Source organism: Nocardia sp. NPDC051832 (genome assembly GCF_040681285.1).
Classification (GTDB): Bacteria; Actinomycetota; Actinomycetes; order Mycobacteriales; family Mycobacteriaceae; genus Nocardia.
This window is the reverse complement of the sequence record NZ_JBFAYL010000009.1, coordinates 40,918-65,026: the sequence shown is the minus strand read 5'-3', so window position 1 is coordinate 65,026 and position 24,109 is coordinate 40,918. Positions and strand designations below refer to the sequence as shown.

The 24,109-nt window shown below is 68.6% G+C and carries 26 protein-coding genes; 16 read left to right on the top strand and 10 right to left on the bottom strand.

The features are described 5' to 3' along the window. Positions 1–56: 56 nt before the first annotated feature. Positions 57–1,022, bottom strand: coding sequence for a WYL domain-containing protein (locus tag AB0M14_RS36805; protein ID WP_365004829.1), 966 nt, complete (start codon positions 1,020–1,022; stop codon positions 57–59). Between the two features lie 63 nt (positions 1,023–1,085). Between AB0M14_RS36805 and AB0M14_RS36800 the strand changes: the two genes are divergently transcribed. Then, positions 1,086–2,288 carry an epoxide hydrolase family protein gene (locus AB0M14_RS36800; protein WP_365004515.1) on the top strand — a complete coding sequence of 401 codons (1,203 nt, stop codon included), beginning with the start codon at positions 1,086–1,088 and terminating at the stop codon, positions 2,286–2,288. Positions 2,289–2,316: 28 nt separating this feature from the next. Here the strand turns inward: AB0M14_RS36800 and AB0M14_RS36795 are convergent, their stop codons facing one another. Beyond that, the gene (locus tag AB0M14_RS36795; RefSeq protein WP_365004513.1) at positions 2,317–3,285 is read right to left on the bottom strand and encodes a WYL domain-containing protein; all 969 of its coding nucleotides are present in this window, start codon (positions 3,283–3,285) and stop codon (positions 2,317–2,319) included. 62 nt (positions 3,286–3,347) lie between these two features. Between AB0M14_RS36795 and AB0M14_RS36790 the strand changes: the two genes are divergently transcribed. Then, positions 3,348–3,836: a pyridoxamine 5'-phosphate oxidase family protein gene (locus AB0M14_RS36790; RefSeq protein ID WP_365004509.1), complete on the top strand. Its 489-nt coding sequence runs from the start codon at positions 3,348–3,350 to the stop codon at positions 3,834–3,836. Between the two features lie 3 nt (positions 3,837–3,839). Here the strand turns inward: AB0M14_RS36790 and AB0M14_RS36785 are convergent, their stop codons facing one another. From AB0M14_RS36785 to AB0M14_RS36770, 4 genes are all read right to left on the bottom strand, one after another. Continuing rightward, complete coding sequence (locus AB0M14_RS36785) at positions 3,840–5,009, bottom strand: alpha/beta hydrolase (protein ID WP_365004506.1); 1,170 nt, start codon at positions 5,007–5,009, stop codon at positions 3,840–3,842. Between the two features lie 62 nt (positions 5,010–5,071). Beyond that, positions 5,072–5,686: an adenylate kinase gene (locus AB0M14_RS36780; RefSeq protein ID WP_365004504.1), complete on the bottom strand. Its 615-nt coding sequence runs from the start codon at positions 5,684–5,686 to the stop codon at positions 5,072–5,074. Positions 5,687–5,787: 101 nt separating this feature from the next. Beyond that, positions 5,788–6,570, bottom strand: coding sequence for an isocitrate lyase/phosphoenolpyruvate mutase family protein (locus AB0M14_RS36775; RefSeq protein ID WP_365004502.1), 783 nt, complete (start codon positions 6,568–6,570; stop codon positions 5,788–5,790). After that, positions 6,567–7,289: a hypothetical protein gene (locus AB0M14_RS36770; protein ID WP_365004499.1), complete on the bottom strand. Its 723-nt coding sequence runs from the start codon at positions 7,287–7,289 to the stop codon at positions 6,567–6,569. Before AB0M14_RS36770 ends, AB0M14_RS36775 begins: the two co-directional genes overlap by 4 nt. A 65-nt stretch (positions 7,290–7,354) precedes the next feature. Between AB0M14_RS36770 and AB0M14_RS36765 the strand changes: the two genes are divergently transcribed. The 9 genes from AB0M14_RS36765 (at position 7,355) to AB0M14_RS36725 (ending at position 16,103) form a co-directional block, all read left to right on the top strand. Next, complete coding sequence (locus AB0M14_RS36765) at positions 7,355–8,062, top strand: winged helix-turn-helix domain-containing protein (RefSeq protein ID WP_365004496.1); 708 nt, start codon at positions 7,355–7,357, stop codon at positions 8,060–8,062. Between the two features lie 105 nt (positions 8,063–8,167). Then, positions 8,168–9,409, top strand: coding sequence for a cation:proton antiporter (locus AB0M14_RS36760; RefSeq protein WP_365004493.1), 1,242 nt, complete (start codon positions 8,168–8,170; stop codon positions 9,407–9,409). A 31-nt stretch (positions 9,410–9,440) separates the two neighbouring features. Beyond that, a complete protein-coding gene (gene argC, locus AB0M14_RS36755; protein WP_365004490.1) occupies positions 9,441–10,514 on the top strand; it encodes an N-acetyl-gamma-glutamyl-phosphate reductase in 1,074 nt (357 codons plus the stop codon). After that, entirely contained in the window at positions 10,511–11,728 is a 1,218-nt protein-coding gene (argJ, locus tag AB0M14_RS36750; RefSeq protein WP_365004487.1) for a bifunctional glutamate N-acetyltransferase/amino-acid acetyltransferase ArgJ, read from the top strand. Before argC ends, argJ begins: the two co-directional genes overlap by 4 nt. Continuing rightward, positions 11,725–12,636 (top strand): acetylglutamate kinase, encoded by a 912-nt coding sequence (gene argB, locus AB0M14_RS36745; RefSeq protein ID WP_365004485.1) that lies wholly within the window; start codon positions 11,725–11,727, stop codon positions 12,634–12,636. Before argJ ends, argB begins: the two co-directional genes overlap by 4 nt. Continuing rightward, a complete protein-coding gene (locus AB0M14_RS36740) occupies positions 12,633–13,832 on the top strand; it encodes an acetylornithine transaminase (protein WP_365004482.1) in 1,200 nt (399 codons plus the stop codon). Before argB ends, AB0M14_RS36740 begins: the two co-directional genes overlap by 4 nt. Further along, positions 13,829–14,770 carry an ornithine carbamoyltransferase gene (argF, locus tag AB0M14_RS36735; RefSeq protein WP_365004478.1) on the top strand — a complete coding sequence of 314 codons (942 nt, stop codon included), beginning with the start codon at positions 13,829–13,831 and terminating at the stop codon, positions 14,768–14,770. Before AB0M14_RS36740 ends, argF begins: the two co-directional genes overlap by 4 nt. Next, a complete protein-coding gene (locus AB0M14_RS36730; RefSeq protein WP_365004476.1) occupies positions 14,767–15,246 on the top strand; it encodes an arginine repressor in 480 nt (159 codons plus the stop codon). Before argF ends, AB0M14_RS36730 begins: the two co-directional genes overlap by 4 nt. Positions 15,247–15,296: 50 nt before the next feature. After that, positions 15,297–16,103, top strand: a complete 807-nt coding sequence (locus AB0M14_RS36725; protein ID WP_365004474.1) for a class I SAM-dependent methyltransferase — start codon at positions 15,297–15,299, stop codon at positions 16,101–16,103. Positions 16,104–16,159: 56 nt separating this feature from the next. Here the strand turns inward: AB0M14_RS36725 and AB0M14_RS36720 are convergent, their stop codons facing one another. Next, on the bottom strand, positions 16,160–16,312 hold the full coding sequence (locus AB0M14_RS36720; protein WP_365004472.1) for a hypothetical protein: 153 nt from the start codon (positions 16,310–16,312) through the stop codon (positions 16,160–16,162). Between the two features lie 148 nt (positions 16,313–16,460). Continuing rightward, positions 16,461–17,900 carry a serine/threonine-protein kinase gene (locus AB0M14_RS36715; RefSeq protein ID WP_365004470.1) on the bottom strand — a complete coding sequence of 480 codons (1,440 nt, stop codon included), beginning with the start codon at positions 17,898–17,900 and terminating at the stop codon, positions 16,461–16,463. Positions 17,901–18,069: 169 nt separating this feature from the next. On the opposite strand from AB0M14_RS36715, the gene AB0M14_RS36710 reads away from it, so the two are divergent. The 3 genes from AB0M14_RS36710 to argH are packed head-to-tail and all read left to right on the top strand — an operon-like array spanning position 18,070 to position 21,665. Continuing rightward, complete coding sequence (locus tag AB0M14_RS36710; protein WP_365004467.1) at positions 18,070–19,272, top strand: argininosuccinate synthase; 1,203 nt, start codon at positions 18,070–18,072, stop codon at positions 19,270–19,272. A gap of 57 nt (positions 19,273–19,329) precedes the next feature. Beyond that, entirely contained in the window at positions 19,330–20,244 is a 915-nt protein-coding gene (locus AB0M14_RS36705) for a class I SAM-dependent methyltransferase (RefSeq protein ID WP_365004464.1), read from the top strand. Beyond that, the gene (gene argH, locus AB0M14_RS36700) at positions 20,241–21,665 is read left to right on the top strand and encodes an argininosuccinate lyase (protein WP_365004461.1); all 1,425 of its coding nucleotides are present in this window, start codon (positions 20,241–20,243) and stop codon (positions 21,663–21,665) included. Before AB0M14_RS36705 ends, argH begins: the two co-directional genes overlap by 4 nt. Positions 21,666–21,677: 12 nt before the next feature. Here argH and AB0M14_RS36695 read toward each other — a convergent pair whose 3' ends face one another. Further along, positions 21,678–22,007 (bottom strand): hypothetical protein, encoded by a 330-nt coding sequence (locus AB0M14_RS36695; protein ID WP_365004458.1) that lies wholly within the window; start codon positions 22,005–22,007, stop codon positions 21,678–21,680. Beyond that, complete coding sequence (locus AB0M14_RS36690) at positions 22,004–22,357, bottom strand: hypothetical protein (RefSeq protein WP_365004455.1); 354 nt, start codon at positions 22,355–22,357, stop codon at positions 22,004–22,006. The genes AB0M14_RS36695 and AB0M14_RS36690 overlap by 4 nt, the downstream gene beginning before the upstream one ends. A 248-nt stretch (positions 22,358–22,605) precedes the next feature. Here AB0M14_RS36690 and AB0M14_RS36685 point away from each other — a divergent pair, with 248 nt between their 5' ends. Then, on the top strand, positions 22,606–23,265 hold the full coding sequence (locus AB0M14_RS36685; protein ID WP_365004453.1) for a hypothetical protein: 660 nt from the start codon (positions 22,606–22,608) through the stop codon (positions 23,263–23,265). Next, the gene (locus AB0M14_RS36680; protein ID WP_365004450.1) at positions 23,262–24,104 is read left to right on the top strand and encodes a hypothetical protein; all 843 of its coding nucleotides are present in this window, start codon (positions 23,262–23,264) and stop codon (positions 24,102–24,104) included. The genes AB0M14_RS36685 and AB0M14_RS36680 overlap by 4 nt, the downstream gene beginning before the upstream one ends. The last annotated feature ends 5 nt before the right edge of the window (positions 24,105–24,109 follow it).

Genomic DNA, 24,109 nt, shown 5'->3' with positions numbered 1-24,109 from the left:
GATTTCCATCGTAGTGCGGATTCGCACGGCCGCCGCCGGATTCAGCGACGCGAGGGCTACTCCGGGAACTCGCGCACCGCGCCCGAGCAGCGCGCGGACTGCCTGCGCAGCGCCGCGACGAGCTCGGGCGGGCCGGTGAGCAGCGTGAAATCGAGGTCGGAGGAGGAGATCATCCAGACCAGGGCTTCGGGAGTCTCGGCGCCGACGTGCAGGCGGCAGCTGTGGTCGTCGACCGCTTCGACCGTGCCCATGCCCGGCCAGATCCGCGCGCTGGCGATCTCGGCGGACACGTGCAGCAATACCAGCGCCTGATACGGCCAGGTGCGCACCGACAGCTGGCGCGAAAGATAGGTCGCCACATCGCTTTCCGGCAGTTCCCGCGGCGTGAAACGGGGACCGGTCGGTATCCGCGGGGTCAGCCGATCCACCCGGAACGTGCGCCAGTCACCGCGATCGACATCCCAGGCCACCAGATACCAGTGCCGGCTGAAGTGAACGAGGCTGTGCGGCTCCGCTTTCCGGATGCTGGACGCGCCACCGTGGGCGCGGTAATCGAAGCGCAGCTGTTCGTGGCGCTGGCAGGCCTCGGCGATCGCCATCAGCGTGTCCGGCGCCACCGTCGGCCGCGGCGCGCCGACCCGGACCGTCGCGCCTTTGAGTGTGCGGACCCGATGCCGCAGCCGCGGCGGCAGCACCTGCTCCAGCTTGCTCAACGCCCGCACCGCCGCCTCCTCGATACCGGCGACACTGCCGTCGGAGGCGCTGCGCAGGCTCACCGCGACCGCCACCGCCTCTTCGTCGTCGAGCAGCAGCGGCGGCAGCGCCGCCCCCGCGCCCAGCCGGTAACCCGCCGTGCCCTGGCTGGCGTGCACCGGATAGCCCAGTTCCCGCAGCCGCTCCACGTCCCGGCGTACGGTGCGCCCGGTGACGCCGAGGCGTTCGGAGAGTTCGGTGCCGGTCCAATCGCGGTGGGTCTGCAACAGGGCCAGCAGTTTGAGCAGTCGCGCCGAGGTTTCCAACATGACTTCGAGCATGCCAGCTGCTTAGGAACGGAGCTGTCCTAACACGCTTCTACTGTTCTGGTTATGAGCAACAGCGAGATCCGCCCCTTCCGCATCGACATCCCGCAGGCCGACCTCGATCGGCTGCACAGCCGGCTGGCCGACACCCTGTGGCCCGACGAACTGCCGGGAGTCGGATGGGATTACGGCATGCCGGTCAGCTACCTGAAGGAGCTGGCCGAGTACTGGCGCACCGGCTACGACTGGCGTGCGCAGGAAGCTCGGCTCAACGAGCTGCCGCAGTTCCTGACCGAAATCGACGGGCAGCAACTGCATTTCGTGCATGTCCGCTCGCCGGAGCCGGACGCGCTGCCGCTGCTGCTGACCCACGGCTGGGCGGCGACCTACACCGAGTTCCTCGATGTGATCGGGCCGCTGAGCGACCCGCGGGCGCACGGCGGCGACCCGGCCGACGCTTTTCATCTGGTGATCCCTTCGCCGCCCGGGTTCGCGTTCTCCGGCCCGACGCAGCAGGTCGGCCAGAGTTCGACCGAACGGTACGCGGCATTGTTCGCGCAGTTGATGGCGCGGCTCGGCTATGACCGCTACGGCGCGCAGGGCGGTGACGTCGGTTCGTTCGTCTCGCCGGAGCTGGGGCGCATCGACGCCGAGCACGTGATCGGCATTCATATGAACGGCCCGATCACGATGCCGTCCTGGGACGAAGAATCCGGGGCGGGCGACGAGCAGTCCTGGGGTGCGGAGGACCAATCCTGGGGCGGCGGAACCGAATACAGCGACGCCGACAAGGCGCGGCTCGAAGAGCTCACGGGCGAGGGCAGTTTCACCAGATTCGGCTATGCCATGGTGCAGGCCGGGCGGCCGCAGACCCTGGCCATCGGGCTGCATGATTCACCTGCCGGCCTGCTGGCCTGGCTGGTGGATCTGTTCCAGCGCTGGACCGATCCGGCCATCGAACTGCCCGATCGGGCGGTGGACCGGGACGCGCTGCTCACCACGATCAGCATCTATTGGCACACCAAGACCTTCGCGTCCTCGATCCGGCTGTACAAGGAATCCGAGTCCTGGGGTGCGCAATTGAAGAACTCGGGCGTGCCGACCGGCGTCGCGATCTTCCCCGGCGACCTGTCCATCCGGGCCCTCGCCGAGCAGCAGCACACCATCGTGCACTGGAAGGAATACGACCGCGGCGGTCACTTCGCGGCGATGGAAGCGCCTGATCTGCTGACTGCCGATGTCCGCGAATTCTTCCGCGGCTTGCGCTGATTCGCCGCCGGACTACCGCCGGTGCGGGTCACCGGCGGTAGTTCTCGGCCATGGCCGCGGCGATGGCGGCCACCTCGGCCCGCAGCTCCGGCGGATCCAGGATCTCCGCGGCCGCGCCCAGGGGCAGAATGCTGTGCACGAGAACGGGATAGGACTCACAGGCCAGGTCGATCTCGGCCCAGCCGTCCGCGTCCGGTTCGGTCATCGACGCCAGCGCCGCGGTGACGACGGCGGGATCGAAACTGTGCCGGAGCAGCCGGACGTGATCGGCCCGGATGCGGCAGCGGGCGTGCACGCGCAGCATGGATTGCGCGAAGCCTTCCTGAACTTCGACCCAGTGCGCGGCGAGGTCGAAATCCACTGGGCGGGTGAAGAATTCGCCGGTCTGCTGGGCGGACGAGATGCGCCCCACCCGATAGGAGCGGATGTCGTCGCGATGGCGCGCCAGCAGGTACCAGGTGCCGGCCTTGAGCACCAGGCCGAGCGGGTCGAGCAGGCGTTCGACCGGGCGGTCCTTGCGGCCGTAGGTCACCTGGAGTCTGCGGTCGTGCCACAGGGCGTCGGCGAGGGTGGCCAGGGTCGGGGTTTCCTCGGGGCGATGGAACCAGCCGGGCACGTCGATGTGCACGCGCTCGGCGACCCGGGTGGCGCGCCCGCGCAGTTCCGGTGGGAGCGCCGCGAGCACCTTGAGCTGGGCGGTCGCGAGCACCGTGCCCAGCCCGAGGTCGGCGGCCGCACCGGGCAGGCCGGCGAGCAGCACCGCGTCGGCTTCCTCCGAGGTCAGGCCGGTCAGCCGGGTGCGATAGCCGTCGACCAGCCGGATGCCGCCCAGCCGGCCGGGCTCGCTGTACACCGGAACCCCCGCCTCCGAGAGCGCCTCGACGTCGCGGTACACCGTCCGTACCGACACCTCCAGGGCCTCGGCGAGTTCCGGTGCGGTGGCCCGGCCGCGGGTCTGCAGCAGCAGGAGGAGTTGCACCAGTCGGCTCGCACGCATCTCTCGAGACTAGCCAGATAACCTGACATAGGGTGTCAAGGTTGGCTCGTACGGTTGCTGACATGACCCTTTGGAGCGAGTTCGTCCAGGAAGCACCGAAAATCGCGTCCGTGTTCCACCGGCGGCACAAAGCGACGGGCAATCTCTGCCTGCTCGCCACCCTGCGCGCCGACGGATCCCCGCGCATCAGCCCGATCGAACCGCGCGTCTTCGACGGCATGCTGGTGATCGCGGGCATGCCGAACACCACCAAATTCCAGGACCTGGAGCGCGACCCCCGGTTCTGTCTGCACACCGCCACCGTTGACACCATGGTCGGCGACGGCGACGCCAAACTCTTCGGCACGGTCACCGACCTTCCGGACAAGGAGGTGCACGCCCGCTTCGCGCAGGACCTGTTCGAGGAATCGGGCTTCGACATCCGTGGTCAGGAGTTCGACCACTTCTACGTAGCCGACCTGAGCGGTGCCTCGTGCGTCGAGGCCACCGACGACCAGCTCGCCATCACCATCTGGAAGCCGGGCGAGGGCGAGCGCGTCGTCCGGAAGTGAGGGTCAGGCCGCCGGGAAGTGCCGGTCGAGGAACCGGGCGAACACCTGACGGGTGATCTGGGTGCCCCAGTCGCCCCAGCTGAAGTCGTAGACGTGGTCGCCGTAGGGGATCGGCAGCAGATCATGCTGCACCCCTGCGGTTTCCAGCTTCGCCGCCAGCAGCTCGGACTGGGCGTAGGCGACGATGTGGTCCCGGGTGCCGTGCAGCAGCAGGGTCGGTGGGACGCCGGGGCGGACGTAGGTGATCGGCGAGGCCGCGGCGTACCGGTCCGGGAACTCCTCCGGGGTGCCGCCGATGTAGTCCCGCAACACTTTTCGCGCGTAATCCGGGTCGCCGGAGTCGCGGTAGCCCAATGCCAGGTCGGCCGGCGGATAGAACGCGGCGACCGCGCGCACGGCGGTGTCGCCCACCGGGCAACTCGGCGACACCCGGTCATCGGCGTAACCGCCCAGCAGGGCGAGGTTTCCGCCCGCCGAGCCGCCCGCCAGCATGACCCGCTCCGGATCCACGCCGAACTCCCGCGCGTGCTGCTTGACCCAGCCCACAGCGCATTTCACATCACCGGGCGCCTGGTTCCAGCGCGCCGGCGGCGCCAGCCGGTATTCGATGGCGAACACCGCGTAGCCCTTGTCGTTGAGCCATTGGTGCCACCGCGGAGCCTCACCCCGGTCGCCTTCCGACCAGCCGCCGCCGTGCACCCACACCACCGCCGGGCGCGGGGTGTCCGAGGCGCGGGACGGAAGTTTCGGATCCAGCAGCAAATTCGTGCCGTCGACGGTGGCGTAGGTGGTCGACATCGATTCCAGCGGTTTGCCGTTGTTCGATCCGCCGGTGAGGTAGTCCATGACCGACAATTCGGCGCCACGCCGGTGCGCCTCCCGCCAGGAGGCGACCAGCGGAAAGCACGCGGCGATCATCGCCACCACGCACACGACGCCGACCAGCTTGCCGGTAATTCGCAGTGCGCCGGAATTGCGCCGTTGCAGCAGTATCGCGCTGATTCCGAGGCCCAGCAGGCCCGCCGGCAGCAAATAGAATCCGAAATTGCTGACCAGCAACGAGAGTGAAATCAGTCGCGCTGGAATATCCGACCAGGCGATCACGAACGTGATCACGGCCAGCAACGCGGCCAGCGCCAAACCGATTGCGGCAACAATCCAGCGGATCACCATGCGCCCATTAACCCACGGGCCCTGCGGTCTCCGGCTCCGGCGCGCCGCGTCCTCGTGCGCGCTCAGTCCGGCGGCAGCACCGCACGCACTCGCTCCGCGACCGTTTGCACGTCGCCCACTCCGTCAACGCGACGCAGCACCCCGCGCGCTTCGTAGAAGGGCAGCAATTCCGCCGTCATCGCCTCGTAGTTCTCGATCCGCTGCCGCACGACGTCCTCGTGATCATCGGAACGGTGTTCCAGCTCGACGCCTGCCGGCGGCGGATTCGACTTCAGGTGATAAATCTTTCCGGTCTTCTTGTCCGCGCGCCGATAAACCGCCCGCTCGATCAGTTGATTCGCAGGCACTTCCAATGCCACGACCACATCGATGGCGGCGCCCTGGTTGCCGAGAATGCCGTCCAGCCCGGTGGCTTGCGCTGTGGTCCGCGGAAACCCATCCAGCAAGAACCCGTCCCGGCAATCGTCCGCGCGCAGCCGCTTATCGATCAGCTCGAGCACCACCTCGTCCGGCAGCAACCCACCCTCGGCCATCTGCCGTGCCAATTCCCCGGGCAACTCACCCGCGGCCTGCGCCGCCCGCAACATGTCGCCGGTCGAAATCTGCGGGATGCTCAGCCGCTCACAAAGAATCCCGGCCTGCGTCCCTTTACCCGCCCCCGGCGGGCCCACCAACACCAGTCGCATACCTGTCCTCCTGCGCCATGCACGGCCCCTGCGCCCGAACTGGATTCCGAGATTACTGGAGTCGAGCGCGGGAACCGGCTGGCCACGCGGGGTTACCGGAGGGGTGAATACGCCTGAATGTCTTTGTAGCTCGGGAGTCCTGTAGGTATCGCGGCGCCATCGCGGACCGCGCGTGCCGTGCCGACGGCCGTGGCGAGGGAAGCCCGGTACAGCAGTGATCCGGTACTGATCCGGCGAACACCCAGGGCGGCGAGCTCGGCGACGGAGGGGCCGGTGCTCAGGTAGAGGACGTTGAGGGGGAGTCCGGTCGCATGGACCACCGTGCGGATCTGCTCCGAATCGGTCAGCCCGGGGACGAAAATCCCATCGGCGCCTGCCTTTTCGTACCGGGCGACGCGGGCGAGGGTGGAGCTGGGATCCACACCGAGCCAGTGCGTGTCGACGCGCGCGTTGACGAACAGCTCGGGCACGCGGGCTTTGACCGCCGCGATCAACTCCGATTGGTGGCCCGGGTCGGCCAGCGCTGTGTCCGCGCGACCGTCCTCCAGATTGACTCCGGCGATTCCGAGTTCCCCCAGCTGCCAGGCGAATTCAGCCACCTCGTCGGGATCTTCGCTGAAACCGCCTTCGATGTCGACGGTGATCGGCACCGCCAATCGGCTGAGTCGCGTTGCCAGCACCAAAGTCTCGTCGCGGGTGACGCCGGTGCCATCGGGCAGCCCAGCCCCCGCCGCCACCCCGAGGCTGGTCGTGCCGACCGCCGGAAAGCCTTCGGCGGCGAGCATCGCCCCCGAGGCGAAGTCCCAGGCGTTGGGCAGCACGAGCGGTTCACCGCGGTAGTGGAGGTCGCGAAACACTGTTGCCTTGGCGGTCATCGAGAGTCCTTTCGTTGGCCGGGATCGTGGCCTTCGAGGATTCCGGCTGCGATAGCGATGGCGTGCGTCCGCCCGGGGCACTCGTGGGGTCCCGCGCCGAAACCGAGTCCGTCTCGTGTCAGATCGAGTTCGACAAGTTCTCCGTCGACGATCCGGCGGGTCCGCGGGACCGGTGGATGCTGGTCCATGGTGCGTGCGAGAACCTCGGCGGCCCGATTACTCGCACCTGCGCGGAGCTGCTGCGTTCGAGCGTTGGCGAGCAGGTCTGCGGTTGCCTGGCACGCCTGTACCAGCAGGGATATCCGTGCCGCGGTCACCTCGTCGGCGACGCCCCCGCAGGCCGCGATGAGATCCTCGACCGCTCCGTCGGCGGCCGGGTTGTCGGGCGTATGTGGTTGATAGTGTGCCGCAACGAGTTCCACGGCTTCGACGGAAATGTCCGGCAACCCGAGTGCGTCGGCGAGCACCCGTACGTGGGGGAGCGGGCCGCGGGTGGTTCGCGCCGCGGTTCGGAGCGCATGCGGGTCGAGCCGTTCCAATTCCGCGAGCACCAGAGCCCGCCTGCGGCGATGCTCGTCGCCGTTGCTGAAGCGTGGAACCTGTGCCCGTAGCCAACCGATCCCGGTAGTCGCCGCTCGATGTACCGCGGGCACGGGGCAGTGGGTCAGTGCCTCGCGCACGCGCTGAGGTTCGCTGATCAGGGGCAGTGTCGCGTCCATGCCGCGACGGTAGCCCCGGGACAGTTCGGTGGCGGCCGAACTATCGGCAGCGCATCCTGGGTGGCATGCGAACTCGCGGAGCGGAGCTGGCCGGACTGGCGGCCCTGCTGGCTGACCCCACCCGAGCCGAGATCTGCCTGTCCCTGCTCGACGGGCGGGCCTGGACGGCGGGCGAATTGGCTCGTCATGCCGGTGTAGCTCCCTCGACTGCGACCGAACACCTGAACCGGCTGCTTGCGGGCGGCCTGCTGGCCGAACGCCGCCAGGGGCGGCACCGCTATGTCCAGCTGGCCGACGCTCGCGTGGCCGAACTCCTCGAAGCCATGGTCGGGCACTTCGAACCGCAGCGAGCCAACCCGTCGTCCCTGCGCGCGGTCACCGCCACGGCGGCCCTGGCTCGCGGCCGCACCTGCTACGACCATCTCGCCGGTCGCCTCGGCGTCACGATCGCCGACGCCATGATCGACCGCGGCCTGCTCGACCCGGACTCCGGCTTCGCGCTCACCGATACCGGGCTGACCTGGCTCACCGGCCCACTCGGCATTGATCTTGCCGAACTCCGAAAGACTCGCCGCCCACTGGCCAAACCCTGCCTCGACTGGACCGAACGCCGCACTCACCTCGGCGGCGCGGCGGGCGCACACCTCTGCCGCCGGCTGCTCGACCTGGACTGGGTACAGCGCAGCGGATCCGGCCGTGCCGTCCGCGTCACGCCCCGCGGCGCCGCCGGGCTCGCGGATCTGCTCGACATCCCGCCCGCGGCGTTGAACTGAGCGTCAAAGCTGGTTCGACTTCCTTGTGGCTATTTTCTGGCGAGGCTTCGTCTCGGGCTGATGTCGGAGCCGCCGAATCCCGTACTGCTGTGCCAATATTGGTCAATGGACCTGCTCGGCGCGGCTCATGAGGTGGTGCACCCCACTGCGATCACCTCCTTGTTCTTGATCGCCCTGGTCGCCGTCATCGGCCCGGTCGCCTCACGGTTACTGCGCGGCTACATCCCTGACGTGGTGATTCTGCTGCTGCTCGGCGCGATCATCGGCCCGAACGCGCTGCACTGGGCGGGCACGGAAGGCGGCGTCGACCTGCTCAGCGAACTCGGGCTCGGCATGCTGTTCCTGCTCGCCGGGTACGAGCTGGATCCGAAACTGTTGCGCGGTAAACCGGGGCACACCGCGTGGCTGGTGTGGGCGGGTTGCCTGGTTTTCGCGTTCTTGCTGGTGAGCGGTGCGGTGCTGGTGGAATCCGGCGCGGAGGCCGGATTCACCGCCAAGGTCGCCGTCGCCATCGCGATGACCTCGACCGCCCTCGGGACGTTGCTGCCGATCGTGAAACAGGCCGGGTTCCTGGATCAGCCGCTGGGCCGGGCGGTGCTGGCGCACGGGGCGGTCGGGGAGCTGGGCCCGATCGTGGCGATGTCGGTGCTGTTGACCAGTCGCAGTCCGTGGGCCGCGGTGGTGGTGCTGCTGATTTTCGCGGCGGCGACGGCCTGGATCGGGTTCGTTCCACAGCGCGTCTTCCAGCGGTCGCCGTCGGTGGGCCGGACCCTGGGCGGGCTGGGCGGCGGCACCTCGCAGCTGCCGGTGCGCGGGGTGTTCCTGCTGCTCCTGGTGCTGATGGCGGTCGCGGAGACCTTCGATCTCGATGTGGTGCTCGGCGCGTTCGCGGCGGGCGTGGTGCTGCGCGGCATGATCGCCGACGCGCATCCGGAGGTGGAGACGGCGCTGGAGACGATCGGGTTCGGGATCCTGATCCCGGTGTTCTTCGTGGTCTCGGGGATGGGCATCGATATTTCGGCGGTGCTGAGCAACCCGGTGCTGTGGGTGCTGTTCGTCCTGTCGATCGCGATCGCCCGCGGCCTGCCGGTGTGGCTGAGCGAGCGGTATGTCCCGCACGGCGAGAACCTGCCGACCGCGCAGGAGCGGGCGCAACTGGCGCTGTACGCGGCGACCGGTTTGCCGATCATCGTCGCGGTTACCCAGGTGGCGACGAGTTCGGGTCTGATGGGAGCCGACCTCGCCTCGGTACTGGTGGCCGCCGGCGCGACGACCGTGCTGCTGTTCCCGCTGATCGCGCGAGTGATCGGGCGGGGGAACCTGCCGGCCGTCGAGCCCCGAGTATGAATGAGCTTGCATTGTCGTGCATAATCATTTCATGGCTGATTCCTCTGATGCCGGAGCCTCGAACAGCGGGGTAACGCGGATCGCAGTCGCGGGTGCGAGCGGATACGCGGGCGGTGAAGTACTCCGACTACTCCTGGCGCATCCCCGATACCGAGACGGGCGTCTCGAGATCGGGGCGCTGACCGCGGGGTCCAACGCCGGCACCACGCTGGGCGCACACCAGCCGCATCTGCTGCCGCTGGCCGACCGCGTGCTCGGCCCGACCACCGTCGAGGAGCTCGCCGGGCACGACGTGGTCTTCCTGGGCCTGCCGCACGGCCAGTCCGCGGTCATCGCCGAGGCGCTGCCGGAATCGACCGTCATCATCGACTGCGGCGCGGACTTCCGGCTGCGCGATGCCGCCGCGTGGGAGAAGTACTACGGCAGCGCGCACGCGGGCACCTGGCCCTACGGTCTGCCCGAATTGCCGGGCGGCCGTGCGGCTTTGCGCGGCGCGAAGCGGATCGCGGTGCCCGGCTGCTACCCGACGGTGTCGAGCGTGGCGCTCGCGCCGGCCATCGCGGCGGGCATCATCGAGCCCGCGGTGCACGTCGTCGCGGTGAGCGGCACGTCGGGCGCGGGCCGCAAACTCGATGTGGGCCTGCTGGGTTCGGAGGTGATGGGCTCGGCCCGCGCCTACAGCATCGCCGGCGCGCACCGGCACACCCCGGAGATCGCGCAGAATCTGAGCGCCGCGGGCGGTCAGGAGGTCGCGGTGTCGTTCACGCCGGTGCTGGCCCCGATGCCGCGCGGCATCCTGGCCACCTGCACCGCGCGCACCACCGTGGACGCCGCGCAGGCTCGCGCGGTCTACGAAAAAGCTTACGCCGAAGAACCTTTCGTGCACCTGCTGCCCGAAGGCGTACTGCCGCAGACCGGTTCGGTGCTCGGCTCCAACGCCATCACCTTGCAGGTGGCGGTGGACGCCGACGCGGGTCTGCTGGTGGTCGTCGGCGCGATCGACAATTTGACCAAGGGCACCGCGGGCGCCGCGGTGCAGTCCATGAACCTGGCCCTCGGATTCGAAGAGACCGAAGGACTTTCCACCGTAGGAGTGGCACCGTGACGACGACCGAAACCAACTCCGGGAAGCTGGTTCGGACCCAGGGCGTGACCGCCCCGCTCGGCTTCCGGGCGGCCGGCATCGCCGCCGGAATCAAGGCCAGCGGCAAGCCGGATCTGGCGCTCGTGCTCAACGAGGGCCCCGAGTACGTGGCGGCGGGCGTGTTCACCCGCAACCAGGTGAAGGCCGCGCCGGTGCTGTGGTCGCAGCAGGTGCTGACCGCGGGCCGGTTGCGCGCGGTCATCCTCAATTCCGGTGGGGCGAACGCCTGCACGGGCCCCGGCGGCTTCCAGGACACCCACCAGACCGCCGAGGAACTGGCGAAGGTGCTGAGCAACTGGGGCGCCGAGACCGGCGCGGGCGAGATCGCGGTCTGCTCAACGGGTTTGATCGGTGACCGGCTCCCGATGGGCAAGCTGATCCCGGCGATCACCGAGATCGTGCACGAGATGGGCGGCGGCCTCTCCGGCGGCACCGACGCCGCGCACGCCATCATGACCACCGACACCGTGCCGAAGGAAGCCGCCTTCCATCACAAGGCGAAGTGGAACGTGGGCGGCATGGCCAAGGGCGCGGGCATGCTCGCGCCGTCGCTGGCCACCATGCTCGTCGTGCTCACCACCGACGCCGTCGCCACCCCCGAGCAGCTGGATTCCGCGCTGCGCAAGGCGACCCGGCTCACCTTCGACCGGCTCGACGTGGACGGTTCCTGCTCCACCAACGACACCGTGCTGCTGCTGGCCAACGGAGCCAGCGCCGTCACGCCCGCGCAGGACGAACTGGACGCCGCCGTGCTCGCGGTCTGCGACGACCTGGCGACCCAGCTGATGGCCGACGCCGAGGGCGTCACCAAGCGGGTGCGGGTCGTCGTCCAGGGTGCGGCCAGCGAGGACGAGGCGCTGATCGCGGCGCGTGCCATCGCCCGCGACTCGCTGGTCAAGACGGCGCTTTTCGGCTCCGACCCGAACTGGGGCCGCGTGCTGGCCGCGGTCGGCATCGCGCCGATCACCCTGGACCCGAACCGGATCTCGGTGTCGTTCAACGGGAATCCGGTCTGCGTCGACAGTGTCGGCGCGCCGGGCGCGCGGCAGGTCGACCTGTCCGGCGCGGACATCGACGTGCTCGTCGAACTGAACGTCGGTGACGGCGCGGCGATGGTGCGCACCACCGATCTCTCGCACGGCTACGTCGAAGAGAATTCGGCCTACAGCTCATGACCGAGGTACTGCACACCCTTTCGGCCCTGGATAAAGCGCACATTCTGGCCGACGCGCTGCCCTGGCTACAGAAGTTCCGCGACAAGATCGTCGTCGTGAAGTACGGCGGCAACGCCATGATCGACGACGAACTCAAGCGCGCCTTCGCCGCCGACATGGCGTTCCTGCGCACCGTCGGCGTGCACCCGGTGGTGGTGCACGGCGGCGGCCCGCAGATCAGCGCGATGCTGAAGAAGCTGGGCTTGCAAGGCGAGTTCCGCGGCGGCTTCCGCGTCACCACACCCGAGGTGATGGATGTGGTGCGGATGGTGCTCTTCGGTCAGGTCGGCCGGGAACTGGTGGGCCTGATCAACGCGCACGGCCCGTACGCGGTCGGCATCTCCGGTGAGGACGCGCACCTGTTCACCGCGACGCGGCGCACCGTCGACGTCGAGGGCATCGCCACCGACATCGGGCTGGTCGGCGACGTCACCGCGGTGAACCCCGACGCGGTGCTGGATCTCATTGCCGCGGGGCGTATTCCGGTGGTGTCCACCATCGCGCCCGACGCCGGCGGCGTGGTGCACAACATCAACGCCGACACCGCGGCCGCCGCGCTCGCCGAGGGCATCGGCGCGGAAAAGCTGGTCGTGCTGACCGATGTCGAAGGTCTGTACACCGATTGGCCGGACCGCTCCTCGCTGACCTCTCGCATCGATGCCGATGAGCTGGCGACGTTGCTGCCCCGGCTGGACGCGGGCATGGTGCCGAAGATGGAAGCCTGTCTGCGGGCCGTCCAGGGCGGGGTGCCGACCGCGCACGTCATCGACGGGCGGGTGCCGCATTCGGTGCTGCTGGAACTGTTCACCGGAGAAGGAATCGGAACAATGGTGACGCCTGCCGGCGCGCCGGACGGAACGAAATCATGAACTCAGTCGAGGAAATGCAGTCGCGGTGGAACACCGTGATGATGAACAACTACGGCACCCCGAAGGTCGCGCTGGTGCGCGGCTCGGGCGCGGTGGTCTACGACGCCGACGGCAAGCGCTACGTCGATTTCCTCGGCGGTATCGCGGTGAACGCGCTCGGCCACGGGCATCCGGCGATCATCGAGGCCGTCACCAGCCAGCTCGGCACGCTCGGGCACACCTCGAACCTGTACGTCAACGAACCGGCGCTGGAACTGGCCGAGAAGCTGGTCGCGCACTTCGGCGACGGGCACGGGCGGGCGTTCTTCTGCAACTCCGGCACCGAGGCCAACGAGGCGGCGTTCAAGATCGCGCGGCTGACCGGTCGGTCCAAGATCGTCGCCTGCGAAGCGGCTTTCCACGGCCGGACCATGGGCGCGCTGGCCCTGACCGGTCAGCCCGCCAAGCGGGCGCCGTTCGAGCCGATGCCGCCCGGCGTCGTGCACGTGCCCTACGGTGACGCGGACGCGCTCGAGGCCGTCGTCGACGCCGACACCGCCGCGGTGTTCCTGGAACCGATCATGGGGGAGAGCGGCGTCATCGTGCCGCCGATGGACTACCTGGCCCGGGCCCGGGAGATCACCGCCCGCCACGGCGCGCTGCTGGTGCTCGACGAGGTGCAGACCGGCATCGGCCGGTGCGGAAAGTTCTACGCGCACCAGGCTTTCGGCATCGTGCCGGACGTGATCACGCTGGCGAAGGGCCTCGGCGGCGGCCTGCCCATCGGCGCGGTGCTGGCCACCGGGCCCGCCGCGGAGCTGCTCACCCCGGGTCTGCACGGCACCACCTTCGGCGGCAACGCGGTGTGCACCGCGGCGGCGCTGGCCGTGCTGCGCACCATCGACGAGGAAGATCTGCTCGCACACGTGGAAGCGCTGGGCAAGCACATCGTGGACGGCATCGAGGGGCTGGACCATCCCCTGGTCGACCACGTGCGCGGCGCCGGCCTGCTGCTGGGAATCGGACTGACCCAAGACATTTCGGCCCACGTCGAAGCCCGCGCCCGGGCTGCCGGTTACCTGATCAACGCGCCCAAGCCGGATACCATCCGGCTCGCGCCCCCGCTGGTGCTCACCGAGACCCAGGCCGACAACTTCGTCGCCGACCTGCCCGAGATCCTGGACGGCGCAGCCGAAGACGCGAAGGGAACCAAATGACCGAGCTCAGGCATTTCCTCCGGGATGACGATGTCACCCCGGTCGAGCAGGCCGAAATCCTCGCTCTCGCAGCCGAACTGAAGCGGTCGCCGTTCGCGCACCGGCCGCTGGACGGGCCGCGCGGCGTCGGGGTGATCTTCGAGAAGAACTCCACCCGCACCCGCTTCTCCTTCGAGGTCGGCATCGCCCAGCTCGGCGGGCACGCCGTCGTAGTCGACGGCCGCGACACCCAGCTGGGCCGCGAGGAAACCCTCGCCGACACCGGCCGCGTGCTCTCCCGCTACGTCGACGCCATCGTCTGGCGTACCTTCGAGCAGGCGCGGCTGGACGAAATGGCTCCGGCCGCAACGGTTCCCGTGGTGAACGCGCTGTCCAACGAGTTCCACCCGTGCCAGGTGCTGGCCGACCTGATGACCTTGCAGGAGCGCAAGGGCGATCTCGCGGGCCGCAACCTCACCTACTTCGGTGACGGCGCCAACAACATGGCGCACTCGCTGCTGCTCGGCGGCGTCACCGCAGGCCTGAACGTCACGATCGCCGCACCCGCGGGTTTCGAGCCGCTGCCCTGGATCCTGGAGGCCGCGCGCAAGCGCGCCGCCGAGACCGGCGCGACCATCACCCTCACCGGTGATCCGGACGCCGCCGCCGAGGGCGCCGACGCGCTGGTCACCGACTGCTGGACCTCCATGGGGCAGGAGAACGACGGCCTGGACCGGGTCGGCCCGTTCCGGCCGTTCCAGCTCAACACCGGCCTGGTCGCCCGCGCCCAGTCGGATGCCGTTGTCCTGCACTGTCTTCCGGCGCATCGCGGTGAGGAGATCACCGACGAGGTGATCGACGGGCCGCACAGCGTCGTCTGGGACGAGGCCGAGAACCGGCTGCACGCCCAGAAGGCACTGCTCGTCTGGTTGCTGGCGAAGCGAGGTGACGCGCGTTGACCATCGCCCGTACCCGCGCCGGACGGCAGTCTCGCATCATCGAACTGCTGTCCGCGCACGCGGTGCGCAGCCAGACCGAACTCGCCGCGCTGCTGTCGGCCGAGGGCATCGAAACCACGCAGGCGACCCTGTCCCGTGACCTCGACGAACTCGGCGCGGTGAAACTTCGCGCGGCCGACGGCGGCGCGGGCGTCTACGTGGTCCCCGAGGACGGCAGCCCTGTCCGCGGTGTCACCGGCGGCACCGACCGGCTCTCGAAGCTGCTCGGCGACCTGCTGGTCTCCACCGACGCCAGCGGCAACATCGCCGTCCTGCGCACCCCGCCCGGCGCCGCCCACTTCCTGGCCAGTGCCCTCGACCGCGCGTCGCTGCCGTTCATCGTCGGCACCATCGCCGGCGACGACACCATCGCGGTGATCGCCCGCGAGCCGCTCACCGGCGCCGAACTGGCCGCCAAAATCGAGGAACTCGCCTAGGGACGCTTGGTCTTTCGCCGGGGCCCGCCGCCCCGGCGTACCGTTGCGGCATGGCCAAGATCAGTTTGTCCGGGCCGCAGGCGACCATGCTCGCGACCCTCTACGGCAAGGCTCTCGACGCCCAGTCCGCGAACTCGATCCTGCACGACACCATGGCTTTACACGCCGTCGAGCAGATCGACTTCGACAAGTCCGCGACCGGTCTACGCAAATCCGACGCCGTCGCGGTCGCCCTGCGCAGCCTGCACTTCGACAACTGGACCCGCGAATTCCTCGCCGCCCACCCCGAAGCCACCGTCCTGCACCTGGGCTGCGGCCTGGACACCCGGGTCTACCGCATCGACCCGGGCCCCGGAATCCACTGGTACGACATCGATTTCCCCGACGTCATCGACTTGCGTCCCGAGCTGTACCCCACCCGCCCCGGCTACGAACTGCTCGCCACCCCGCTCACGCCCGCCGACTGGCTCGACCGCATCCCCGCCGACCTCCCTGTCCTCGTCGTCGCCGAGGGCGTCACCATGTACCTCCACGAAGCCGCCGGCCGAGACCTGTTCCGCCGCATCGTCGACCGCTTCCCGTCCGGCCAATTCCTCTTCGACGGCTTCAGCCGAGCCGGCATCAAAGTCCAGAAGATCAACCCGGTCGTCCGCAAATCCGGCTCCACCCTCTACTGGGGCATCGACACCCCGGCCGACCTCGAATCCATCCACCCCCGCCTGCACTGCCGCACCACCACCACCGCCTTCGACCACACCGCCCCCACCCTCACGCCCCTCTACCGCCTAGGCATGACCATCGGCCGCCACTTCCCCGTCTTCCGCCGCATGGCGATCTCCTACCGCCTCGACTTCTGACCCAGAAGATCACCCGTGATCCTTGGTGCGGAGCAGCGGGGTTGCGGCGCTGGGCATTACGCGAAGGGGTACTCCCCGCCGCCGTGGCCGCCCTGGCCGCCGGGGGTGGAGAGGTTGATGATGTCCTGGATCAGCTCGATCACGGCGCGGCCGATGTTCAGGATGTCGTTGCCGAGGATGGAGAATTCGTTCGCGATCAAGTGCATCATGGGTGCTCCTCGGGCAGGAGATGTTCGGCTGGAAGGCAGCGTGTTCGGGGTGCGGGCCGACTCCGCGCGCTGGTGATACCCATGCCGCGGCCGGGTAATCGCGCAGGTGGCAACAGGGGGAACGACGGCCGCTCGCGCCGCTGTGGCGTCAACGGTATCGGCGCAGGTATTGGCGGTATTCGATCCAGTGTTTGGTCTGCCGGGCGAGCGCGCACCCCAATCCGATTCCGCTGAGGGCGAGTCCGATCGCGCCGACGATCAGCGCGGGGCCCGGGTAGCCGTCCGCGCCGATGATCCCGGCCATGAGCATGGCCAGGCCCGCGGTGAGGCCGAAACCCACGGCGACCGCTACGCGTCCACCAGGCCGCCCGGCCAGCAGGAATCCTGCTCCGACGAGGAACAATCCGGTGAGGGCGGCGCAAATTGCTGCCACGGCGAGCATTTCGGGGGCGTCGCCCTCGTTGTCCATCTCGCCCGTCGCGAGCATGATGCTCAAACCGAGGCTGTAGAAGGCGGCCGGGAGGCCGCACAGGATCGCCAGCACCGAGGCCGCCACGGCGGTGAATCGGGTGGGGCGAGGCAGCCCCGGCGGCTGTGGCCACATGCCCCCGGGCTGCGGCCGCCATTGCTGCTGTCCCCACTGTTGGGGCTGTGGCGCCCAAGGCTGCGGCGGTGTTCCCCGCCCGTGTGCCAGCTGTTCGGTCGGCTGGTCGAGTAGCACCGTGGGCTCGGCTTTCGCCCACACCATGGTGGGTGCGCCGCGCAGCGCGTCGGTCGCCGCCGCCGCGAAGTCGCCGCAGCTGGCGAAGCGATCCTCCCGCCGCTTGGCCATCGCGCGGGCGATCACGTCATCCAGGGCCTGCGGCAGATCGGGCCGCGAAACAGTCAGGCGGGGTACGGGTTTCGAGAGGTGTCCGGCGATGACCTGGCCGGGGTTGGTGGCGGTGAACGGTGCGTGCCCGGCCAGCAGCGTGAACAGCGTGCAGGCCAAGGAGTATTGGTCGGCGAGATGGTCGAGCGGTTCGCCGGAGAGCTGCTCTGGCGAGGCGTAGGCGAGGGTGGCCGTGAAGGTTCCGGTGGCGGTCAGCTTCGAATCCGATTCCAGCAACCGGGCGATGCCGAAATCGGTGAGCAGGGCCCGTTCTTCGAGTCCGCCGTCGCCCTCGGCCAGCAAGATGTTCGCGGGCTTCACGTCGCGGTGCAGCACCCCTTGGCTGTGCGCGTAGTCGAGCGCCTTGGCCGTATCGGTGATGAACCCCAGCAACCGCTCCGGCGCGACTGCCCGCCCATCCAGCTGATCGGCGTCGGAGCCGCGAATGTATTGCATGGAAATCCACAGGTGACCGTCCTGCACGCCCCGGTCGTAGATCCCGACGATCCCCGGATGATCCAGCCGTGCAACAACATTGGCTTCCTGCTCGAATCTCCGCCGCAGTTCCTCGTCCGCGGAGACGTCCTGATTGAGCAGCTTCAGCGCCACCATCCGCGGCAACCGCGGATGCCGCGCCCGATAGACCGTCCCCATCCCGCCCTGCCCGAGCACCCCATCGATCACATACCCGGCGAAAGTCTCCTCCACCCCCAGCACGGCACGTCCCTCCCATTACCTCGGCGACGGCCCAACCCTAATGCCCAGTCCCGGTTAACGCCCGAACCTTGCCCCCCGATTATGAATGGGATTGCAACATCGTGCATAATCATTTGTAGAACGGCACGGGGGCGCCGACACCACACACCAACTCGAGGAGCACAGAGAAATGTCCGAGCGCGTCGTACTCGCCTACTCCGGTGGGCTTGACACCTCCGTCGCCATCAGCTGGATCGCGAAGGAGACCGGCGCCGAGGTCGTGGCCGTCGCCATCGACCTGGGCCAGGGCGGCGAGGACATGAACGTGGTGCGCCAGCGCGCGCTGGACTGCGGCGCCGTGGAGGCCATCGTGGTCGACGCGCGCGACGAGTTCGCCGATGAATACTGCCTGCCCACCATCCAGGCCAACGCCATGTACATGGGCCAGTACCCGCTGGTGTCCGCGATCAGCCGCCCGCTGATCGTCAAGCACCTGGTCGAGGCGGCCAAGTTCCACAACGCGACCACCGTGTCGCACGGCTGCACCGGCAAGGGCAACGACCAGGTCCGCTTCGAGGTCGGCATCGGCGCGCTCGCCCCTGACCTGGAGGTCATCGCCCCGGTCCGCGACTACGCCTGGACCCGGGAGAAGGCCATCGCCTTCGCCGAGGAGAACAAGCTCCCGATCAACGTCACCAAGAAGTCGCCGTTCTCCATCGACCAGAACGTGTGGGGCCGCGCCGTCGAGACCGGCTTCCTCGAGGATCTGTGGAACGCGCCGACCAAGGACGTCTACGACTACACCGCCGACCCGACGGTCAACTTCGAGGCGCCCGACGAGCTCATCATCACCTTCGACAAGGGTGTGCCGGTCGCCATCGACGGCAAGCCGGTCAGCGTGCTCGAGGCCATCATCGAGCTGAACCACCGCGCCGGCCGCCAGGGCATCGGCCGTCTGGACATGGTCGAGGACCGGCTCGTCGGCATCAAGAGCCGCGAGATCTACGAGGCCCCGGGCGCGATCGCGCTGATCACCGCGCACCAGGCGCTGGAGAACGTGACCATCGAGCGCGAACTGGGCCGCTACAAGCGCCAGGTCGAGCAGCGCTGGGGCGAGCTGGCCTACGACGGCCTGTGGTTCTCCCCGCTCAAGCGCGCGCTGGACGCCTTCATCGCCGACACCCAGCAGTCGGTCTCCGGCGACATCCGGATGGTGCTGCACGGCGGCTCCGCGGTGGTCAACGGCCGCCGCTCCGAGCAGTCGCTCTACGACTTCAACCTGGCCACCTACGACGAGGGTGACACCTTCGACCAGTCGCTGGCCAAGGGCTTCGTCCAGATCCACGGCCTGTCCTCCAAGGTCGCCGCGCGCCGCGACCTGAACCAGAAGTAAGGGTGCCGAATCGGTCGTAGCCTCGTAGGAAGTTGCGACCGATCGGAGGCTGGAATCATGCGTAGCGACGACGACAGTTGGGACATCACGAGCAGCGTCGGCGTCACCGCGCTGGGAGTCGCCGCCATGCGAGCCGCCGAGACCAGGCGCCCCGACGCGCTGTTCGCCGACCCGTTCGCGGAGCCGCTGGTGGTTGCCGCGGGCGCGCCGGTGTGGTCCCGGATCGTGCGTGGTGAATTCGGCCCGGGTGAGCAGGAAGCCGCCGAGTCCTACGCGCCGCTGATCGCCAGCATCGTCGCCCGCACCTGCTACTTCGACGCGTACTTCGCCGCCGCCGAAGCCGCGGGTATCCGGCAGTTCGTGCTCGTCGCCTCGGGTCTGGACGCGCGGGCCTACCGGATGGAGTGGCCCGCCGGCAGCGTCGTGTTCGAGCTCGACCTGCCGGCGGTGCTGGACTTCAAAGCCGCCGCGCTGGCCGGGTATCAGCCGCGGGCCGATCGTCGTGCGGTACCGGTGGACCTCCGCCAGGATTGGCCGAAAGCCTTGCTGGACAACGGCTTCGATCCGGCTGCCGAGACGGCCTGGCTGGTCGAGGGGCTGCTGCGCTACCTGCCCGTCGACGCCCAGGACCGGTTGCTCGACGACATCGTCGCACTCAGTGCCCCGGGGACCCGGGTCGCGTTGAACACCTTGCTGGAACAATCCGAGGGAGCCGGGGAACGCCGCCGGGAACGCGCCGCGCACAGCGCGCACCTGGGCCTCGGCATCGACCTGGACCAGCTCTTCTACCCGATCGAGGGGCGCGCGCACCCCGTGGAATGGTTCGACCGGCGCGGCTGGAGCACCTTCGCCGCCGACCCGGTCGAGGTCCTGACCGGCCACGGCCGCGCTGTCACCACGGCCGAGGCCGAGGAGATCGGCCGCCACATACTGATGACCGCAATCCGACCCGGAGGAGACAGCACACGATGAGCAGCGACAGCCACGGCACCAACGAGGGCGCGCTCTGGGGTGGACGTTTCGCGTCCGGTCCGGCGGCGGCGATGGCGGCGCTGAGCAAGTCGACGCACTTCGACTGGGCGCTGGCGCCGTACGACATTCGCGCGTCCAAGGCGCACGCCCGCGTGCTGCACAAGGCCGGGCTGCTCTCCGACAGCGACCTGTCCGGCATGCTCGCCGGCCTGGAACAGCTTGCCGCGGACGTGCATTCGGGCGACTTCGGTCCCGCCGAGTCCGACGAGGACGTGCACGGCGCGCTGGAGCGCGGCCTGATCGAACGGGTCGGCACCGAACTCGGCGGCCGGCTGCGGGCCGGACGTTCCCGCAACGACCAGGTCGCCACGCTGTTCCGGATGTGGTTGCGAGATGCGGTGCGGCGCATCGCCTTCGGTCTGCTCGAGGTGGTCGACGCGCTGGTCGAGCAGGCCGCCGCGCACCCCGGCGCGGTGATGCCGGGCAAAACCCATCTGCAGGCCGCGCAGCCGGTGCTGCTCGCACACCATCTGCTGGCGCACGCGCACCCGCTGCTGCGCGATATCGATCGGCTGCGCGACTTCGACAAGCGAGCGGCGGTGTCCCCGTACGGTTCCGGCGCGCTGGCCGGTTCCTCGCTCGGCCTGGACCCGGAGCAGATCGCGGCCGAACTGGATTTCACCGCCTCGGCGGCGAATTCGATCGACGCCACCTCCGCCCGCGACTTCGCCGCCGAGGCGGCCTTCGTGCTCGCCATGATCGGCGTCGACCTCAGCCGCATGGCCGAGGAGGTGATCATCTGGAGCACACCGGAATTCGGCTACATCACTCTCGCCGACGCCTGGTCCACCGGTTCCTCGATCATGCCGCAGAAGAAGAACCCCGACGTCTCCGAGCTGACCCGCGGCAAGGCCGGCCGGCTCATCGGCAATCTGACCGGCCTGCTCGCCACGCTGAAGGCGCAGCCGCTGGCCTACAACCGCGACCTCCAGGAAGACAAGGAACCGCTCTTCGACTCGGTCGCCCAGCTGGAGCTGCTGCTCCCCGCCATCGCGGGCCTGGTCTCCACCCTGACCTTCCACACCGATCGCATGGCCGAACTCGCCCCCGCCGGTTTCACTCTCGCCACCGACATCGCCGAATGGCTGGTCCGCCAGGGCGTTCCGTTCCGCGTCGCCCATGAAGCGGCGGGCGCCTGCGTGAAGGCCGCCGAATCGCGCGGCGTCGGCCTCGACGAACTGACCGACGCCGAATTCGCCGCCATCGACCCGGCCGTCACCCCGCAGGTCCGCGAAGTCCTGACGGTCCAGGGTTCGATCGCCTCCCGCAACGCCCGCGGCGGCACCGCGGGCGTCCAGGTCGCCGCCCAACTCGACGAGATCCGTTCGGACGTAACCGAACTCCGCGCCTGGTTGCGCTGAACGCCGTCGGTGCTACCGCCGGGGCGGGACAGTTAACCAAGGCCCGATGCCGTCGCCGAGGAGGTCCGCCACGCGCAGGAGCTGTGGGACGCAGGCCGGGATCATGCCGGCCTGCAACCGGCCCGGGTAGTGCGCGAGCAGGTCTTGCCCGAGGACGCTCCACAGCGGGACAGTGCCCGCGAGATGGGCTTCGATCAAGGGCGGGCCGATCAGCTGGTGGGCGGCCCATTCGTCCGGCGCGGTAATCCGGAAGCGGCTGTCGAACACCGCATGCCCGGTCGCGGTGGGCTTGTCGCCGAACAGCGATCGGCCCAGCTGCGACAGCGCGCCGCGACCGCTCACCTTGACCGGTGGCAGCGGTCGACGAAGTGCACCAGCACAACCGACAAGGGGTGCCGCTTCTTCGAGCCCTCGCTGTCAGAGGTCTCGTAGAAGTAATCGGCGACAGTGACCCACCGTTGGCCTACCCGGCCGGTCATCGTCAGGCCCACCCCGTTCGGGTTGCTGCCGGGCAGCCGGGACGTCCACGGCGGGCGTGACCCCGCGGACACCTGCCAGCCTTCGTGCGCGGCAAACCGGTGCAGCGCGTCCTTCCGCTCCCGTTCGGCCCGGGCCTGCTGCTTTGCCAGCAGCACCATGAGCACGAGCAGTCCCACGCATGGCAGTCCGAACAGCAATGCCCATGCATCCATGTCTGACCTCCCGGTACGAGCCGTCGATCTCGAGATCAATTCTCCGGCGGCGCCTTTCCGGATCCTTAAAGATCGCCTGTACGCGCGATGTCCAGCAGCGGTTCGTTCAGCGGACCGGAATTGTTACCCCACTTTTCGGATCCGCCAAATGCCGCTGAATCGAGTACGGAATTACTCGCGAATCGAGGGCGCGGACTGGCCAGGATCGGTGCGTGCGCAATCGTGCACGCACCCGAATGGAGACTGTCATGTCCGAAAAATTCACGCTCCCACCGCCGGGATTTCTGAAAACCGAGATTCTGAACCTGGGTCCGGCCCTGGATCCGAAATTCACGGATGCGAACGACTGGAATGAATTCATGCCGCGCATCGAGACCACGCCGGTCGCGGTCCAGCACCGCAGCATGGCCGCGGTCGACGAAGCCCGGGCGGCGGCGCCCGTTATCGCGTTGGCCAACTACGGTGTCCGGGATCTGATCGACGGCAAGCGGTACGAGATCATCAGCATCGGTACCAGGGCGGTGGATCGGACCACCGAATTCCCGGTTGTCGTCCTCTACAACTATGACGACAACGTCACCGTCGAGGCCATTGTCGACCCGGCGGTGCGCGACGTGCGCGAGGTGCGCACGACGACGAATCAGCCCGCGGTCTCCGACGCGGAAACCGATCGGGCGATCGAGCTGGTCCGTCGCGACGGCAGGCTGCCCGACGGCGGTGTCGATGTCGGCACCGGCCGTGGCCTGATCGTGGAGGAGACCGATTTCCACAGTCCCCGCTACGGTCATCGCCTCGTCGATCTCCGGTTCGGCCCCGCCGACCGCCGACTGCCCACCGCGTTCGCGATCGTCGACCTCAGTACCGAGGCCGTCGTCGAGGTGGGCCTGATCCCGGAGGGACTACTGTGAGCGTGTCCGGACAGGTGAGCTGGCCGCCGGAAGCGCCGGTATGGAATTTCGTCTGGCAGGTCGTCGACGGCGACAGTGAAGCCATCGCTTTCCTCAATGTGAGTTACCGCGGAAAGAAGGTGCTGCACAAGGCGAGTGTGCCGATGATCAGGGTGCATTACGACCAGGGCGGCGGTCCGTACAAGGATCAGATGAGCATCGGCAATATGCGGCGCCCGGTCGCGGTGTACGAAGGAAATCCGGGCAGCGGTTTCCGATTCCTGGTGGTCGAGAGTTACCACGAAATCGGCCGATATCGATTGCTCAACCGCTGGATATTCCGTGACGACGGCATCATCCTGCCGCAGATGTACAGCGCCGGATTGCAGCATCCCTACAACCATCGGCACCATGTGTATTGGCGGTTCGATTTCGATATCGACGGCGCGGCGAACAATCTGGCGCTGCAACATCTTCCGACCGGTCAGGACTACGGGTACGGGCCCGGATGGCATCCCAAGCGAACCGAAGTGTCCACCACCCATACCGGCGAGAACCGCTGGGCGGTCATGAACAAGGCCACCGACCGCGGCTTCCTGATCGACAAGGGGCCGTTCGACGGACACAGCGACTGGTTCGGACCCCGGGACGTGGCGGTCGTCGGCTACCGCGGTGCGGAGGACCTGCGCGGCGGGCTCGGCACCGCGCACGACGATCAGATCCCGCACCACGTCAACAACGAGAACATCGACGGTCAGGACGTCGTGATGTGGTACGTCGCGCACCTCGCGCACGTGGCGCACGACAACGGTGACGAATGGCACGTCTGCGGGCCGATTCTGCGGCATTTCCGCTATTGACCGGC